The organism is Pseudomonas violetae, assembly GCF_023072615.1.
Taxonomy (GTDB): domain Bacteria; phylum Pseudomonadota; class Gammaproteobacteria; order Pseudomonadales; family Pseudomonadaceae; genus Aquipseudomonas; species Aquipseudomonas violetae.
Window position 1 is genome coordinate 22,633 of sequence record NZ_JAKNRW010000005.1, and the last position, 16,318, is coordinate 38,950.

Genomic DNA, 16,318 nt, shown 5'->3' on the forward strand with positions numbered 1-16,318 from the left:
CTATTGATAATATTTAGTGGGAGCTAGGCCACTTGCGGCGTGTCATACCAGTCACGATGAGGTGTAGCGAAGCGCATTTTTTGGCGGATGTAAGTCGCGTTTTCAGAACTGGTCAGTTTTTTCAAAAGCAAAAAAGCGACTTCTGTGGCCGTGCCTGGACCGCTGGAAGTAATAATGTTGTCGTGAACAACGACTGGTCGGTCTACGAACAGAGCCCCGGTTTCCACTAACTGGTTTTTCCGCTTTCCGCCTTCCTGGTGATAGGTCGTCGCGTTCTTGCCACGCAACACGCCCGCAACACCCAAGCACACCGACGACACACAAACGCTGGCGACGGGTTTGCCGGCATCAACAAAGTGGCGAATGGTTTCAAGAAAAGGCTCACTCAGAGCTTCCTCATAGAATCCTGCCGGTTCGAAACCACCCGGCAATGCCAGAGCATCAAAGCTACTTACGTCCAAATCACGAAGCAGAAAACTTGGATTAAGCGTGAGACTAAATGTGGTGACGATTTTTCTGCGAAGGCCTGCATTCACTAACTCAATAGGACAATCACCTAGTAAATCGGCCCAGCCGAGCACGTCGGTGAAAGCCGCCATTTCCATGGGTTCGACACCATTGGCTAACAGCATGAGTACTCGTTTCATAGGTGTCTCCGCAATCAGGTGTTTAATAAAGTGCTCAAAACGCATGCTCCGCCTTAATCGCTTTGATGAGAACGAACACAAAACACAATCCAATGTTTCGCCCGCTGAAATGCTGGAGGACCTTTGTATCGGTTTGTAGCAAACGCGGCGTCAGAAACGTTCCAATGCGTAGCACTAGATACCGGGACACATACGGGACACACCTAACGGTTTAAATAGGCCTGTCGCTCCACAACCCATCTCCCGCATGCACAGGAACACAGATGAGAAAGATATTTGCAGGTCTGGCCTTAGCGGCCGCGATGGTTACAGCCACCGCAGCGATGGCTGCGCCGGTCAAACCGACTGTCGTATTGGTTCACGGCGCTTTCGCCGATTCCAGCAGTTGGAATGGTGTCGTCAAAATATTGGAAAAAGACGGTTACCCAGTGATCGCAGCCTCGAACCCTTTGCGCTCACTCAAAGGTGACGCGCAATCAGTGGCAGACGTTCTCGGCAGCATCAACACGCCGGTCGTGCTGGTCGGACATTCCTATGGTGGCCCGGTCATCAGCGAAGCGGCCTACGGCAACACCAATGTCAAAGCGCTAGTATTCGTCGCAGCCATTGCACCCGAAGCAGGTGAATCCACCGCAGAGTTATCTGGCCGTTTTCCGGGTGGTACGCTGGGCCCTACCCTCGCTCCTCCAGTAGCCTTGGCTGACGGAGGTAAGGATCTGTATATCCAGCAAGGCAAATTCCACGACCAGTTCGCAGCCGACGTTTCCAATGCAGACGCCCAATTGATGGCTGCGACTCAACGCCCCGTTACCGTTGCTGCGCTGAATGAACCATCGACCGAACCGGCTTGGAAAACCATTCCTTCCTGGTTTGTCTACGGCGACGCTGATAAAAACATCCCAGCACAAGCGCAGGCCTTTATGGCTGAGCGGGCACACTCCAAGCAGACAGTCGTGGTCAAAGGCGCGTCGCACGTTGTGATGGTGTCCAATCCGAAAGTCGTCGCCAGCCTGATCGAAAAGGCAGCGAACGCCAAATGAAGCTAGTCGGCGATCTCAGTCCGGGATCGCCGAACACTCAATGAGCATCCGGCAACATTGCCGGATGTTCGCGCAGGCCCTCGACAATGTGGTCGACAAAACTGCGCACTCTCATTGAAGCTCTACGCCCTTCTCGGTAAACGACATGAACTGGAAGCGCTGGCAATTCGAAAGGTTGCAACACCCTGCGTAACCGACCGCCATTTAAATAATCGTAGACGGGATAACTGAGGCAGCGCGTAAGTCCCGCGCCATGAGCCGCCGCATCGATGGCAGCTTGAACGGTGGTGCAGTTGAGGCGTGATCGGGCCTTAATGATGGATTGATCGCCTTGGTTGGAAAAATCCCAGTTGATCCTCTCCCGATAAGCTTGAATGCCAATCAGCCGGTGACCTTTGAGATCCTCCGGCTCGGCGGGCACACCATGAGCTTCGAGATATGTGGGGCTGGCGCACACGATCGTACGAACGTAGCCAACCGGCCTTGCTATCAACGAGGAACTGGGCAAACTTCCGACCAGCACGGCCACGTCAAGCCCCTCCTCGTTCATGTTCGGAAAACGATCATGATAATGAGCGAATACTGTGACTTCGGGATAAAACTCCATGTAATTCGCAAGCAAAGGCGTCATTACATAGCGGCTGAAAAGGAGTGGAAGCAATACAGTCAGATTACCCTGAGCCTGAACATGAAGGCCTTTAGCTGATGCTTCTGCGTCTTCGATTTCTTTGAGGATGCGGGAGCAATCAGCCATAAATGCAGCACCCGACTCAGTCAACGACACTCCACGAGTGCTCCGTTGCAATAACGGCACCCCGAGACGCGTCTCCAACCGAGCAATCGCGCGAACGACTGTCGGGCCAGAAACGTTCAGGCGGCGCGCTGCCGCCGCTAGGCTTGGCCGCTCTGATAGCGCTTCAAACATGAGCATTTCATGAAAGCGGTCCATCACAGCATACTTTTCATAGTAGGTCGAAGCGCCGTATCACATCCCAGACGTTCCGTGAGGAAATCCACGAACGTACGTATCTTCGCTGGTACGCGGTTACTCTTGAGGTAAACGACCTGGATGGGCAAAGCGGGCGGTTCAAAATCTTGGAGTACCACTTCCAGTTCACCGGCGGCTACTTGACTAGCCACCTGGTAGGACAAGACGCGTGTCACACCCCAGCCCAGACAAGCAATATTGATGGCAGCTTGATTTGCGGTAACGACTAGCCGCGGATCGAAACGAAAGCTAAGTGCATTTCCTTCATTCTCAAATTGCCAATCGCTCAACAAATGGCTCGCGGAAGACATAACGATTTTGGCGGAACCTAATTCTCCAGGATGGCGGGGCCTGCCGAATTCCTCGAAATACTTGGGGGCGCCACAAATTACCTGGCGTACCTCGCCAACTTTTATACCGTGCTGATTATTCTCGTGCAAATGGCCAATACGGATCGCCACATCGATACCTTCATCAATCATGCTTGTCACGCGGTCAACCAGTAACGCGTTGAGATGTACAGAAGGAAATTGATCCAGGTACTCAGCCAGCAAAGGCGCAATGTACAACTCACCGAAAAGCACGGGAGCTGTCACCGTCAGGTGCCCACACGGAATTGAGTAGCTGCCAGCAGCAGCTTCCTCCGCTTCATTGACCTCACCGAGTATTCGCCGGCAATCATCCAGGTACCGTTGCCCTGCCTCAGTCAAGTGCAAGCTACGAGTTGTGCGCGAGAGCAACTGGGTGCCGATGCGTTCCTCCATAGCGGCAATGGCGCGGGTAACGCTGGGAGGGGAAATATTCAAACGACGGGCGGCGGCCGCAAAACCTTCTTCTTCGGCCACCGTCATGAATATCTGCATTTCCTGAAAGCGATCCATAGGCGACTCTGCCGTGATGTAGGGACAGCAAGATCTGATCGCGAGAGCGAGCAGACATAAATGCAAAAAAGCGTCGCCTGGAGCGACTGGTGCAAACCCTATCCAGATGACTGGTGCAACAGGCGAAAATTCGAAGAGATCGTAGTTAAATAAGCGAAGACTACCCGGGATTTTCCCCGGGTAGCTCCGCCCGTTGGATCAAGCTTGTTGCAAACCCTTGGCAGTACGCTGCATACCCACGAAATTTGGCAATGCCTCGATGCTGCTCAACCAGGCACGCACGTTAGGATAGTCGGTCAGTGCAACATTACCTTCTGGGGCGTGGGAGACATAGGTGTAGGCTGCTACATCTGCAACGGTCGGTTTGTCGCCAGCCAGGAATTTACTGTTACCCAACTCTTGCTCCATTACCGTCAGCAGGGTGTGGGACTTGCTGATCGCATCTTCCGCATTGTAGCCGGCACCGAACACGGTGATCAGTCGAGCGGTAGCGGGGCCTGAGTTGATCTGCCCGGCGGCAACGGACAACCAGCGTTGTACTTTTGCTTGCACTACGGGGTCACTGGGCAGCCACTCACCGTTGCCGTATTTAGCAGCGAGATAGACCAGAATGGCGTTCGAGTCAGCTAGAACGGTGCCGTTATCATCGATCACCGGTACTTGGCCGAAGCTGTTGAGCGCTAGGAATTCGGGCATTTTGTGCGCGCCCTTCATCAGATCCACAAATATCAACTCTGTTGGCTGGCCGAGCAGTGAGAGCATCAATTCGACACGATGCGCGTGGCCAGACAATGGGTGACGATAAAGCTTGATTGGTTGTTGGGACATGACGTACTCCGGTTGTTTTTGGATTCGACCCGGTGATCGTGTCGATGGAGTCATCCTGCTCTTCCCTACCAAACAGAGGAATTACCATTATTTACAATCCAGCATTTCACTGGGCGTAATGGTCAGCACTCTATTCTCAGTCCACTGCCACGGATCCAAGCATCAAATTCATGAACGCGATCGACGCTGCACTGTGGTAGTTATTTTTTCGCCTTAGAATCGACACGCCACGTTGAGGCGCCTTGTCGAGCAAGGTCAGCTTGTGCAGAGCGCGATCCTGCGTGGCTATGGGTTCAGGAAGAATGGTAGCGACCGCGGTGTTTCGGATGACTTCAAGCAACGTGTTTACGGAGTTGACCTGAATCGTCACCTTTGGCGTGATTTTCGCCTTGGTGAAGTACTCATCGATACAAATGCGCGTAGCGAAGTCAGGGGTCAGCAGAGCAAAATCCAGTTGAGCTAATTGGCCCGTCGTGAGTGCATCCTGGCAGTCATAGAGTGGGTGAGCGCGCCCAACCATCAGACCGAGTGTCTCGACGAAGGCCGGGATTGATTCGATATCGGCGTTTCTCACTTGGTCAAATGCAACAGCAATATCCAACGAGTCATCGACCAATCCCGTTTCGATGTCGCCCATCGACAGCTCGAAAATCTCTAAGCGAATGTTCGGGAATTGGGAGATGTAATCACGCACTAATGGACCTAATACGTACGCCATGAAGGTTGGGGCCATGGCAAGCCTTAACGTGCCACGGGACAAGTCTTTCACGTCGTGCAATGCCCGTTTACCCGCCGCCAGCTCCACCAGTACGCGCCGGGCGCATTCGATGTAGGCGAGTCCAGCATCTGTGGGTCTGACAGTGCGGGATGTTCGGTCAAAAAGGCTGACGCCAAGCGTTTCTTCCAGCTGCCGTATCTGCTGCGACAGTGTTGGCTGAGACACATGAAGGACTTCTGCGGCCCGGGTGAAGCCACCGTGGTCAGCTACTGCCAACAGATACCGCAAATGTCTGAGAAGCATTGGATCACCGAAAGATTGGGTTCGTAATGCATTGTATATCTGACCGCTGCCGCGAAGATGCCCAGCTCTGTGTCGTCATTTAAATACGTCCGCCCTCATGATTCTTTCACCAGGTGAAATACCGCATTGTCAATGTTAGTCATTCCTCAGACTCAGTGGTTTATCGAGTATTAGATACAGCGCAAAACAACATCAACGCGCAGGCCAGATTTCTCCGCAGATTAGCTCTGCACCCACTGGAGTACCGGTGATGCCCTTACTTAAATACCTCTCCTCTCTCGTTCTGACGATGCTTTTGGGCTTCGGACACGCCCAAGCGGAAACGCCAAAAATGCAGTATCGCCAAGTGACGGTGGATGGGGTAAATATTGCCTATCGAGAAATTGGCGACCCCAGCGCCCCCTCCGTATTACTCCTTCATGGAGTGCCCAGCTCGTCTCGTATGTACGACGATCTCATGAAGCAATTGGGTAACCGTTTCCACCTCATTGCTCCGGACTACCCAGGCTTCGGTAACAGCGCTGCGCCCCCACCAGACAAGTTCGTCTACACATTTGATCACCTTGCGAAGGTGATTGAGCACTTCACAGATGCAGTCGGGCTCAAACGATACAGCTTGTTTATGCAAGACTACGGCGCTCCCGTCGGTATGCGATTAGCGATGGCAAGACCGCAAGCCGTGATTTCGATGATCTTCCAGAATGGCAACATCTATGCCGAAGGCCTGGGCAAAATGTGGGACAGCCGCAAAGCTTACTGGGCCGATCGTAATGCCTATGAGGCCAAGTTCCAGGATGCTCATTTATCTCTAGATGTAACTCGACAGCGGCATGTCGGCAGCGACCCGGACGTAACAGCGTACAACCCCGATTTATGGCAGGACGAAGCGGCATTCCTCAACCGCCCCGGTGAGGGCGCGATTCAAATGGCACTGATCTACGACTATCGCACCAATCTCGATGCCTACCCGGCGTGGCAGAAATGGCTGCGTGAACATCAGCTGCCCACATTGGTTGTCTGGGGCAAGCATGATTTGGCCTTTACCGTTGCAGGCGCTGAAGCTTTTCGCCGGGACTTGCCCAATGCAGAGATTGCGATTCTCGACGGGGGACATTTCGTTATGGACACACGGCTGGAAGACGTCGCGAACCTCACTCGAAAATTCCTAATCAAGCAAAAATGAAATAAAGCGCATCCTGATCAGATCAGGGTGCGCTTTATGTTCTGTTCAACCCCATCGCTTTACCGTTTGCGGATCGTAAGCTACGGCAAGTGACAGACGCCAGTCGGCGAACATCGCCCAACCGGCAGCGTGATTGATGCTATCAACCAGCGACACTGCACCCGAGGGTAAGCCCGAATCGTTTAATGCTGGGTTCAGTGCATGAGTAACAATTGCTCTCGCGGAACCTAAGGCATCGCTACCGTTGCGAAGCGCTGCTGTGTTGCCGGTGCGTAGCACGCCCGCAGCATCAGCGAAGACATTAGGGCGGCCTTCGAAGACGAATGCGACGATCCCGAGCGGGGATACAACTTGTCCTACCTTCCAGCCATCATGCTCCACACAACTGATCACCCTTGCGCGTGAAGCAGGTGCATCGCGCCAGGCTCGCAGCCCCTCAATCATATCCAGCCGCATGCGCTCGTCGGCAAGCAAGCGTGTAGTGGAGCGGCCACGAGCTTTTGCTCGATCAATGTGAGCAAGGTTTGCTGCTTCGATCAATGACCAGCAATCAGAGTCTTCAAGGCGTAGCGCGAAAAGATCGAAGAATGTCGTTATCGCTTGATCCGACGCACCTGCCATCGCAGTAAATGCCATGTGCGCATGCTCGATCGCAGCGCAAGCTGCTTGCGGATCAGCCACGGGGATCAGCAATAGCTCGCCATTGACTTGCTCTACCAGCAGATGGTCCCCGAGCTGGAAATGCGCGGCCAGTTCAGGGCTGACGACAGTGACACGACTACCAGCGTAAGGGATCTGTGTACCAGCGACTAGTTGTTCGAGCGCCAGAGACATGGAGCGGGTTTACCATCAAGAGGCGGCCGCAAAATGTATATGAATCGCCATCCTCCGTTACCTGCTACTCACGGCCGTACGGAGGGTTACGAACTCTTCTGCGGAGGTCGGATGAACGCCAATAGTGTCATCAAAAAGTCGTTTGGTGGCACCCGCCTTAAGAGCAATTGCTAAGCCTTGAATGATATCCCCCGCCTCCGAACCGACCATGTGGCATCCCAACACTCGATCAGATTCTGCGTCCACTACCAGCTTCATGAGCGTTTGTTCTGACGACTCGGTGAGAGTCAATTTCATGGGGCGGAACCTGCTCTCGAACACCACTACTTTGTGGCCCTGCTCAACGGCTTGCTGTTCGGTAAGCCCCACCGTGCCTATGTTCGGCTGACTGAACACAGCGGTCGGAATGTGTCGATAATCGACCGGGCGATACTGCTCAGGTTTGAACAACCGACGGGCAACTGCCATGCCCTCTGCTGTCGCAACGGGTGTTAACTGGACACCGCCGATCACATCCCCCAGAGCCAAAATGGAAGGGTCGCGAGTTTCAAAGTGCTCATTCACGTCAATGTAGCCAGCCTCGGTGAGTTCGACGCGCGTGTTTTCCAGCCCAAGATTATCGAGCATAGGCCTTCGACCAGTGGCGTAGAAGATGCTATCAGTTTCAAGCTGCGTTCCATCCTGAAGCGTCGCTAGCAAACTTCCGTCCGGCTGCTTATCAATTCGAACAATGTCAGTGTTGAAATCTAATCGCAACCCGCGCTTAGTCAACTCCTCTGCCAGATGAGTACGAACCGACTGATCGAACCCTCGCAAAAACAGATTGCCTCGGTACAGCAGCCGGGTTTCCGCTCCTAGCCCGTTGAAAATACCGGCGAATTCCACGGCAATGTAGCCACCGCCGATCACCAGGATTCGCTTAGGCAACTCTTCCAGGAAGAATGCTTCATTCGAAGTGATCGCATGTTCATGTCCCGGAATCTCCGGAATCTGCGGCCACCCGCCAGTCGCAATCAAAATCCGCTCAGCACTGAAACGCTGGCCGTTTATATCGACATGGTTCGCATCTGCTAATCGCGCATGGCCTTCGAGCAACGTGACGCCGCTATCAATCAAAAGCTTACGGTAGATGCCATTGAGACGATCGATTTCACGGTTCTTGTTCGCAATAAGCGATGGCCAGTCGAAATTCGCCTTGCCCGCTGTCCAGCCGAAGCTTTCGGCCTGTTCGAAGTCGTCAGCAAAATGGGCACCGTAAACCAACAATTTTTTTGGAACGCAGCCGACATTCACACACGTGCCGCCTAAGTATCGGCTTTCGGCAACCGCTACTTTTGCACCAAAACCTGCTGCAAACCGTGCAGCACGCACTCCACCCGAACCGGCACCGATGACAAATAGATCGAAGTCGTAGCTCATTTCAGTTCTCTGTAGGGAATGCACAGCACCCGGCTGTCCAATTTCATTTGAGGAATAACGACCGGAGCTTCAGCGAATGCATCAGTGAGGCACAAAGCCTCGAAAACAAACCTTCGCCTGATTGCGGTTGGCACATATCAGTCATGCCTAATCCGCTGGTCTCACTTGCCAACGCTCCCATGAACTGAGGAAGCAAAAAGCCCGCTTCGTGCTCACGATGAAGCACGATTGAAGTATCCGGATAGGAGCCGCCAGGGCAGGATTGAGTAGTGCCATACATTGGAATCTCCCAGCAATGGAGAACGCTGCGACAACCCCAGCGGTTGATCGCTTATGGGATCAGTTTCACCAACAAAGGTGCTTTAGAGAATGGGCAGAGATGTCATGGCTTAATTGTGCAGGATGAAACAATGTTGATAGAGCCTCGTGAACACGCAACCAACCTACTCGCCCAAAAAACCCAGAGCGATGCGCAGCATGAGATCGATTACGCATGAGTGTCGACGGGCGTACGTAACCGTCTGGGCAACACGCCTTCCTGACACAGTCGCTTGAGGCGATGGTGTCCACCTAAATTTAAGTGGACACCATTTTTAGCCTTTTTAAGCGGACGCCCATGCCACAAGAACGCCGTTCCTATTCCAAATCCTTCAAGGCCCAAGTCATTGCCGAATGCGCGCAGCCTGACACCTCGATCGCCAATGTCGCGTTGACCCATAATCTTAACGCCAACCTCGTCCATAAATGGATACGTGTGCATGTGCAGAAAAACCTGACACCTCAAACCGCCTTCATCCCGGTCAAGACATCGCCGCCGGTGCCGACGCATCAGGCCCTTCCTGTCACGATCCGTATCGAAGTGCCGCATTCAAAAGGTTTAGTCGTTGTGAGTTGGCCGGCAGAAAATGCAGCGGCGTGTACTGCTTTCCTGCGAGACCTGCTGCGATGATTCGCATCGACACCATCTGGCTCGCCACCGAGCCAATGGACATGCGAGCTGGCACCGACACCGCGCTTGCGCGGGTCGTCGCGGTGTTCGGTGCGGCGAAGCCGCACTGTGCTTATCTGTTCGCCAACCGCCGCGCCAATCGCATGAAAGTGCTGGTGCATGACGGCGTGGGTATCTGGCTTGCAGCGCGGCGTTTGCAACAATGGCGGTTCTTCTGGCCTGGCGCACGGCATGGCTCCGAAGTTAAGTTGGATGCCGAGCAACTTCAGGCCTTGGTGCTCGGTTTACCTTGGCAGCGCGTCGGTTCCGGGGGAGTTATCTCGGTGCTTTAACCCCTGCCACGTCCTGCCTGCCAGCGCAATTGGCCCATCAGTCTATCGCCGCCATTAGCCCTCTCTGGCAGAGTCGGCGGTATGACTTCGCATCCGAATCTCGATCGATTAAACCCTGAAGAACTGCGTGCCTTGGCAGCGCAGTTGATCCAGCGCGTCGAGACGATGGACAAGCAAATCATCTATCACAAGTCGGTCAACGAGAAGCTAGCTCACGAGACCGCGCTGCTCAAGCGCTTCAAGTTTGCCAAGCGCAGCGAGCAGCTAAGTCCGGATCAGGCCAGCCTGCTCGACGACTTGATCGATACCGATATCGCCGCTATCGAAGCCGAACTTGAGGCGCTGCAACCGACAGCAGTCGAAGCCAAAGTGCGCCAGCAGCCCAAGCGCGCTGCGCTGCCGCCACAGTTCCCCCGTACGCTGATCCACCACGAACCGGATAACAGCCACTGCCAGTGCGGCTGTGCTCTCAAGCGTATCGGCGAAGATGCCACTGAAAAGCTCGATTACACGCCCGGCGTGTTCACCGTCGAACGCCATATCCGAGGGAAATGGGCCTGCGCGCAATGCGAAACATTGATCCAAGCGCCGGTGCCGGCGCACGTCATCGACAAAGGCATACCGACAACGGGTCTGCTGGCACATGTCATGGTGGCCAAGTTCGCCGACCATCTGCCGCTGTACCGGCAGGAGAAAATCTTTGGGCGTGCCGGACTGCCCATCGCCCGTTCGACCTTGGCGCAGTGGGTGGGCAACTGCGGCGTGCAATTACAGCCGCAGGTTGATGCACTTCGCGAAGCCGTGCTGGCGCATGGCGTTGTCCACGCTCACGAAACGCCGGTACAAATGCTGACACCTGGCGCGAAGAAAACTCATCGCGCTTATGTCTGGGCCTATGCCACCAGCCATTTCTCTGACCTAGCGGCGGTCGTTTACGACTTCAGCCCGAGCCGTGCTGGTGAACATGCCCGAGCCTTTCTGGGCAATTGAAAGGGCAAGCTGGTCTGCGATGACTTCGCAGGCTACAAGGCAGGCTTCGAATTGGGTATCACTGAAGTCCGCTGTATGGCCCATGCGCGCCGAAAGTTCTTCGATTTGCACGCGACCAACAAGAGCCGGATCGCCGAGAAAGCGCTGCACTACATCGCGGCCTTGTACGAAGTTGAACGGGAAGTTCGAGAGGTAGAGCCAGAACTCCGGCAGCGAATACGGCAGGAAAAAGCAGTGCCAATCATCGATGCCCTTCATACCTGGATGATCGCCCAGCGACAGCTTGTGCCTGAGGGATCGGCCATCGCTAAGGCCTTGGATTAAAGCCTCAAACGCTGGATAGCGCTGACGCGCTATCTCGATGATGGGGCTGTACCCATTGACAATAATTGGTGCGAGAACCAAATCCGTTCGTGGGCACTTGGGCGTTCGAACTGGCTGTTCGCGGGATCGTTACGCAGCGGTAAACGCGCGGCGGCGATCATGAGTCTGATCCAATCGGCACGACTCAATGGACATGATCCATATGCTTACCTGAAGGATGTACTCACGCGGCTGCCGACGCAGAGGGCAAGTGAGATTATGGAGTTGCTGCCGCATAAGTGGACTCGGTTGCATTACGGTGTGGCAGATAGGTAGCAGTCAGTTGCCTCTCGATTTACCCGGTGATTTTTTTCCGAACCATCTTCATGAGGTTTTCACCGACGCCCACGATGCTTTTGTTCTGCGAAACGACCTGAGCCCCCTCCATCAGGTAAGTGAGTTCCATCGCCGCTTCGTTCGGCTCGGGCAAATCAGCCTCGGCACAGAGAACCACCAACCGGAGGAACTGACGCTTTTTATGTTCTTCGATGAGTCGGCGGGCGGGATTTCCTGGCTCAGGTATCTCCGCCAGTGAATTGGTGAAAGGACAGCCCCTATAAGACGCAGCCGAAAGGTCATGCGCGATGAACTGGGCAAACCCGAGAATCTGCCCCTTGGGATCACCGGCGTACTGTGCCGAAAGCACTTCGAAGACCTCGGAATATTTATCGACGAGCAACCGTAACCACTCAAGAACCAGCGAGTCTTTCGAATCGAAATGCCGGTAGACGGTCATCTTGGTCGATTTGGCCTTTGCCGCGATGGCATCCACCGTAACCCGACTGATGCCTTCAGTGAAAAACAACTCCTCGGCTGCATCGAGAATCCTTTCTCTGGGGGCTAACTGTGGAATTCGTTCGGGCCGCATGGTGTTCTCCGCTTGACAGCGATACCTTTAGGTATCTTACTATACCAATCAGTATCGTTCGATACTGACAAGTACAAATCATACCGCTTTTGCCAGGTAAATGGCTCGGAGAATGTGATGAGAACCGCTGAATACGCCGAATACGATGCACTGGGCCTTGCTGAGCTGATCGCCAGCGGTCAAGTCAGCCAAGCCGAAGTCAGTGCCGCGGCACTGTCCGCCATTGAGCAGCTCAATCCAAAGATCAATGCGTTGGTTGAGGTTTGGGGGAGTGAACCCCAGGCAGCTACTGGGCCGTTCAAGGGCGTACCCTTTCTGGTCAAGGACTTGGGTCTTACTGCCAAGGGGCACCTAAATGAGCTGGGCAGTCGCTTGGCAGCCGGGTGCATCGCCGACGAGGACTCTAACCTGATGACCCGCTTGCGGCAGGCAGGTCTGGTTACCATCGGCAGAACCACCACTCCAGAATTGGCCGCCAGTACCACCACTGAAGCCGTATTTTCGAGGCCGACTCGCAACCCATGGGATCTGAGCCGCAGCGCTGGTGGGTCAAGTGGTGGCTCTGCCGCTGCCGTAGCCGCCGGTCTGGTACCTGCGGCGCATGCCACCGATGGCGGTGGTTCTATCCGCGTACCTTCAGCCTCTACCGGACTATTCGGACTTAAGTCCAGCCGGGGCAGAATTTCAATGGGGCCGGCGGTGGACGAGGTGTGGGCTGGGCTTGCCGTACACGGCGTCGTCAGTCGAACAGTGCGCGATAGTGCCGCTTTACTGGATGCAATTGAGGGGGGAGCCGTGGGTGATCCCTTTGAGATCGCTAAGCCGCAGCATTCCTATTTGTCGGAAACGACTCGTGAGCCTGGATCACTGCGGATTGGCCTTCTCCTGCATCCACTGAACGCCACTCGCTCCATCGAACCGGTCGCAAATGCGACTCGCAATGTTGCTGTTCAGCTCCAAGGCATGGGTCATAACGTGGACGAGGTTTGTTTGGACATTGGTCTAAGCTGGGAAAGCTTTGTTGAAATGAATGCCCGGTTCTGGTCAGCAAATACCGCTGCCTGGATCAACGCCATCGCTGCGGGAACCGGCCGCCCCATTGATGCCAGCACTCTTGAGCCTGCCACTCTTTCCCTGCATCAGATGGGTAGTCAACTCACCGCCATCGATTTGCTTGAGGCCATGTATTTAAGAAATCTTGTTACCCGTAGCATGGGTAACTTCTTCTGCAAATACGACATCCTGCTGAGTCCGACTCTACCAGCGCTGCCCCCTGCAATAGGCAGCTATAACGAAGGTCAGGAGCATCTGGATGGTAGGGGTTGGATGGATCGCGTATTCACCCACTCGCCCTTCACCGCATTAGCTAATGTGACTGGATCCCCTTCTATGTCCATGCCACTGGCGTTTGATCCAGAAAGTGGTCTGCCTATAGGCATGCAGTTCTCAGCGGGCTTTGGTCGAGAGGACATGCTGCTGCGTCTGGCAGGTCAGCTAGAGCGTGCTTTGCCTTGGACTGCGCGCAAACCTGAGGTTTGGGCCGGAAAGCTATAGTACGGTGGGTATCTCTCAGCATTACCTTGCTAGCCGATAGTCGGCTAGCAAGTTTGCGAAGCTACAGGTCAGGAGTTGAACGATGAGTAGTTGGACAAAATGGCAGATGCATTTTTCAGCAAATTGAGCTGCTCCCGATTCACTCGATCGAGTTTTTCAATGAAATAGGCCGCGCTCTGCCGGTGCTCACGGCTGCGTGCACTACACATCGAATGCAAATGGGTCATCACGTGGGGTGCCATTTCGCAGTTACGCAAGGTGTAATGGGCGGACGCTTACGGGCGGACGGCGCGGGGGCTTGTCTGGGCTGGTCGCAGTTCAGGCGATAGCCTTCGACCGTGTCAGTGGGGCCAATGATTTGAGAGTTAGACATAAACCATCTCGCTGTCGATGGTGTCTTGTAAGCAGATTGCGACTCCACAGCTTTCCAGCGACGTGAGTGAAGGCTCAATCAGTGGCGTTGTGCGTCAGTCCCTTGGAGCTGAAAGGGAATTCGAAAGCTTTTTCATCGACGACGAAAGCTTCATTTCGTTTTCTGTGCGGTGCAGATCATTCGTGGTAGTGGTGAGCTGGCTAGTGAGAATACCTAGCTCCGCCAGAATGCCCTGAACCTTTCCTTCACGATCTTTTTCGCTCAGAGAGTGATCGCTCTTAATGGCTCCACACCCGACCGATGAATTAAGACTTGTGGAAACGTCACAACGCTCCTTACTAGTCAGCGGTCCGGTGTACTGGAATGTATCTAGCATCGCCTCAGACACAGAATGTTTCACTGGGATCCCCTCCGGACACATCGCTAACACACCTGCTTGAAAGACTGCGCTCTCCGCCGATCACCGTACAAGCCCGATTCGGCCTTTCCCCTAGAGTGTTGCAATGAACGCCCAATTATCACGATTCCACGGCTGGTCCTTATTCTCTCTGCTGTCGCTGCTGGTCCTAGTGATGACAGCATTGATCCTCGCGCTCAACCCTGACTTGGTCGAAGCAGCACGCAGCGCAATTCGAGCCACAGCACGCACTTCATTCGCACTGTTTCTCGCAGCCTTTACAGCATCTGCGTTTGCGGTTCTGGTGCCGTCTTCATTCTCTAAAACCCTAGTGCGCGAACGTCGATTCATAGGACTTGCGTTCGCATTCTCACACTTGGTTCATGCTCTGCTGATTTACACCTATGGTCAGCTGAACCCTGAGTTCTGGCCTGGACGCACAACCGTCGGCAATATTCCTGGGTCCGTTGGCTACCTCTTCATTGTCCTGATGACATTGACCTCTTTCAAAGCAACCACGCGCCTGATTGGACGACGAGCATGGAGAACTATTCACGTCTGCGGTATGTGGGTTTTGGCAGCTGTCTTCACCTACTCCAATTTCAAACGCATCCCTTTGAGTGCCTGGTATGTGGTGCCGTTTGGAATAATGTGCGCAGCCATTGCGATTCGGGTGATAGGGAAAGTCGCGCAAATGCAAAAGCGCAGCCACCCGCGCGCGCATGCTTGATTTCACCATGATTGCGAAATTTTTTATGGATATTTATCGGTAAAAACTGCGATGCGTGATGATTTGAAGATTGGTCTACATTGAAATTACTCGCTCAAGATCGCCACAAGCAATAAGGCCAAGGATACGCTAGCGGGGTGTATTGACCCGCTCTCAGCGCTCAAACCTTAGTTCTTGGAAATTGGCAAATCCTGTCCGATGCATGCCCCGTTCTAGTCACGCGGCAGGGTCAGACACGCACTCGTCTGCGACTCGATTACGTCCTTCCATGTTGGAGCGATTTCATGAGTCTCATTCGCTACCGGTTTCGATGCAAGTCCATACGTTCGCACGGTCAAAATGCTGATAGCGGAAAAAGGTGCTGATTTTGATCAGTTACAAATCAACGTAATGAATGGAGAAACGCATCTTCCGGAACATCTAGAGCGCAATGCGTTCGGCAAAGTACCAGTGATTGATCACGACGATTTCAGAGTGATCGAGACCTCGGCGATCATGTCCTACCTCGATGAGGTTTTGCCCGGCCATTCTTTAACGCCTGGTAATGCCCGTGATCGGGCGCGTAGTCACATGGCTCAAGCGGTTTACAATTCCTACGGTTACGGTTCAATGGTTTCGGTATTCGGCTATTACCTGTTCCCGGACTTTATGGGGGGGCAAAACGATGAGTCCCGCCTGCAGGGCATCGAAGACTCTAAATTGGTTTTGCGCGAATTGATGAAAATTAAAGGCGCGGATCCATTCCTAGCGGGCGAAAGCCCTAGCATTGGGGACCTGTATCTCGCGCCCGCTTGTGCGTACATGTCGATGACTCCGGATGCGGATGAGGTTTTTGCCATCGATGGTTTCGCCGACTGGCGGGCAAAGATGCAAGCCCTGCCGAGTTTTAAAGCCACGCCACCTCAGTAAATCCATGTGCGG

The 16,318-nt window shown here is 54.0% G+C and carries 13 protein-coding genes and 3 pseudogenes; 8 read left to right on the forward strand and 8 right to left on the reverse strand.

Going from position 1 to position 16,318, the window contains the following annotated elements; translation table 11 throughout:
• Positions 1-23: 23 nt before the first annotated feature.
• Positions 24-647, reverse strand: a complete 624-nt coding sequence (locus tag L9059_RS08845) for a DJ-1/PfpI family protein (protein ID WP_247290089.1) — start codon at positions 645-647, stop codon at positions 24-26.
• Positions 648-910: 263 nt separating this feature from the next.
• On the opposite strand from L9059_RS08845, the gene L9059_RS08850 reads away from it, so the two are divergent.
• Positions 911-1,687, forward strand: a complete 777-nt coding sequence (locus tag L9059_RS08850; RefSeq protein WP_247290091.1) for an alpha/beta fold hydrolase — start codon at positions 911-913, stop codon at positions 1,685-1,687.
• Positions 1,688-1,724: 37 nt separating this feature from the next.
• On the opposite strand, the gene L9059_RS08855 is transcribed toward L9059_RS08850, so the two are convergent.
• The 4 genes from L9059_RS08855 to cynR form a co-directional block, all read right to left on the reverse strand.
• On the reverse strand, positions 1,725-2,636 hold the full coding sequence (locus L9059_RS08855; protein WP_247290092.1) for a LysR family transcriptional regulator: 912 nt from the start codon (positions 2,634-2,636) through the stop codon (positions 1,725-1,727).
• The gene (locus L9059_RS08860; RefSeq protein WP_247290095.1) at positions 2,636-3,556 is read right to left on the reverse strand and encodes a LysR family transcriptional regulator; all 921 of its coding nucleotides are present in this window, start codon (positions 3,554-3,556) and stop codon (positions 2,636-2,638) included. The genes L9059_RS08855 and L9059_RS08860 overlap by 1 nt, the downstream gene beginning before the upstream one ends.
• Positions 3,557-3,754: 198 nt before the next feature.
• Positions 3,755-4,384, reverse strand: a complete 630-nt coding sequence (locus tag L9059_RS08865; RefSeq protein WP_247290097.1) for a glutathione S-transferase family protein — start codon at positions 4,382-4,384, stop codon at positions 3,755-3,757.
• A gap of 136 nt (positions 4,385-4,520) precedes the next feature.
• The gene (gene cynR, locus L9059_RS08870; RefSeq protein ID WP_247290099.1) at positions 4,521-5,405 is read right to left on the reverse strand and encodes a transcriptional regulator CynR; all 885 of its coding nucleotides are present in this window, start codon (positions 5,403-5,405) and stop codon (positions 4,521-4,523) included.
• Between the two features lie 250 nt (positions 5,406-5,655).
• Here cynR and L9059_RS08875 point away from each other — a divergent pair, with 250 nt between their 5' ends.
• Positions 5,656-6,588, forward strand: a complete 933-nt coding sequence (locus L9059_RS08875; RefSeq protein WP_247290101.1) for an alpha/beta fold hydrolase — start codon at positions 5,656-5,658, stop codon at positions 6,586-6,588.
• Positions 6,589-6,666: 78 nt separating this feature from the next.
• Here the strand turns inward: L9059_RS08875 and L9059_RS08880 are convergent.
• Positions 6,667-7,422 (reverse strand): annotated as a pseudogene (locus L9059_RS08880) (aldehyde dehydrogenase family protein); the annotation flags it as partial.
• Positions 7,423-7,479: 57 nt separating this feature from the next.
• Positions 7,480-8,841, reverse strand: a complete 1,362-nt coding sequence (gene gorA, locus L9059_RS08885) for a glutathione-disulfide reductase (protein ID WP_247290103.1) — start codon at positions 8,839-8,841, stop codon at positions 7,480-7,482.
• 616 nt (positions 8,842-9,457) lie between these two features.
• Here gorA and tnpA point away from each other — a divergent pair.
• The 3 genes and pseudogenes from tnpA (at position 9,458) to tnpC (ending at position 11,751) form a co-directional block, all read left to right on the forward strand.
• Entirely contained in the window at positions 9,458-9,790 is a 333-nt protein-coding gene (tnpA, locus tag L9059_RS08890) for an IS66-like element accessory protein TnpA (RefSeq protein ID WP_247290105.1), read from the forward strand.
• Positions 9,787-10,122: an IS66 family insertion sequence element accessory protein TnpB gene (tnpB, locus tag L9059_RS08895; protein WP_247290107.1), complete on the forward strand. Its 336-nt coding sequence runs from the start codon at positions 9,787-9,789 to the stop codon at positions 10,120-10,122. The genes tnpA and tnpB overlap by 4 nt, the downstream gene beginning before the upstream one ends.
• 81 nt (positions 10,123-10,203) lie before the next feature.
• Positions 10,204-11,751 (forward strand): annotated as a pseudogene (gene tnpC / locus L9059_RS08900) (IS66 family transposase).
• 19 nt (positions 11,752-11,770) lie between these two features.
• Here the strand turns inward: tnpC and L9059_RS08905 are convergent.
• Positions 11,771-12,343 carry a TetR/AcrR family transcriptional regulator gene (locus L9059_RS08905; RefSeq protein WP_247290109.1) on the reverse strand — a complete coding sequence of 191 codons (573 nt, stop codon included), beginning with the start codon at positions 12,341-12,343 and terminating at the stop codon, positions 11,771-11,773.
• 117 nt (positions 12,344-12,460) lie between these two features.
• Here L9059_RS08905 and L9059_RS08910 point away from each other — a divergent pair, with 117 nt between their 5' ends.
• The 3 genes and pseudogenes from L9059_RS08910 to L9059_RS08920 form a co-directional block, all read left to right on the forward strand.
• Positions 12,461-13,897 (forward strand): amidase, encoded by a 1,437-nt coding sequence (locus tag L9059_RS08910; RefSeq protein WP_247290111.1) that lies wholly within the window; start codon positions 12,461-12,463, stop codon positions 13,895-13,897.
• Positions 13,898-14,773: 876 nt separating this feature from the next.
• Positions 14,774-15,397 carry a ferric reductase-like transmembrane domain-containing protein gene (locus L9059_RS08915; protein ID WP_247290113.1) on the forward strand — a complete coding sequence of 208 codons (624 nt, stop codon included), beginning with the start codon at positions 14,774-14,776 and terminating at the stop codon, positions 15,395-15,397.
• 315 nt (positions 15,398-15,712) lie between these two features.
• Positions 15,713-16,306: pseudogene (locus L9059_RS08920) on the forward strand (glutathione S-transferase family protein); the annotation flags it as partial.
• Positions 16,307-16,318: the final 12 nt, after the last annotated feature.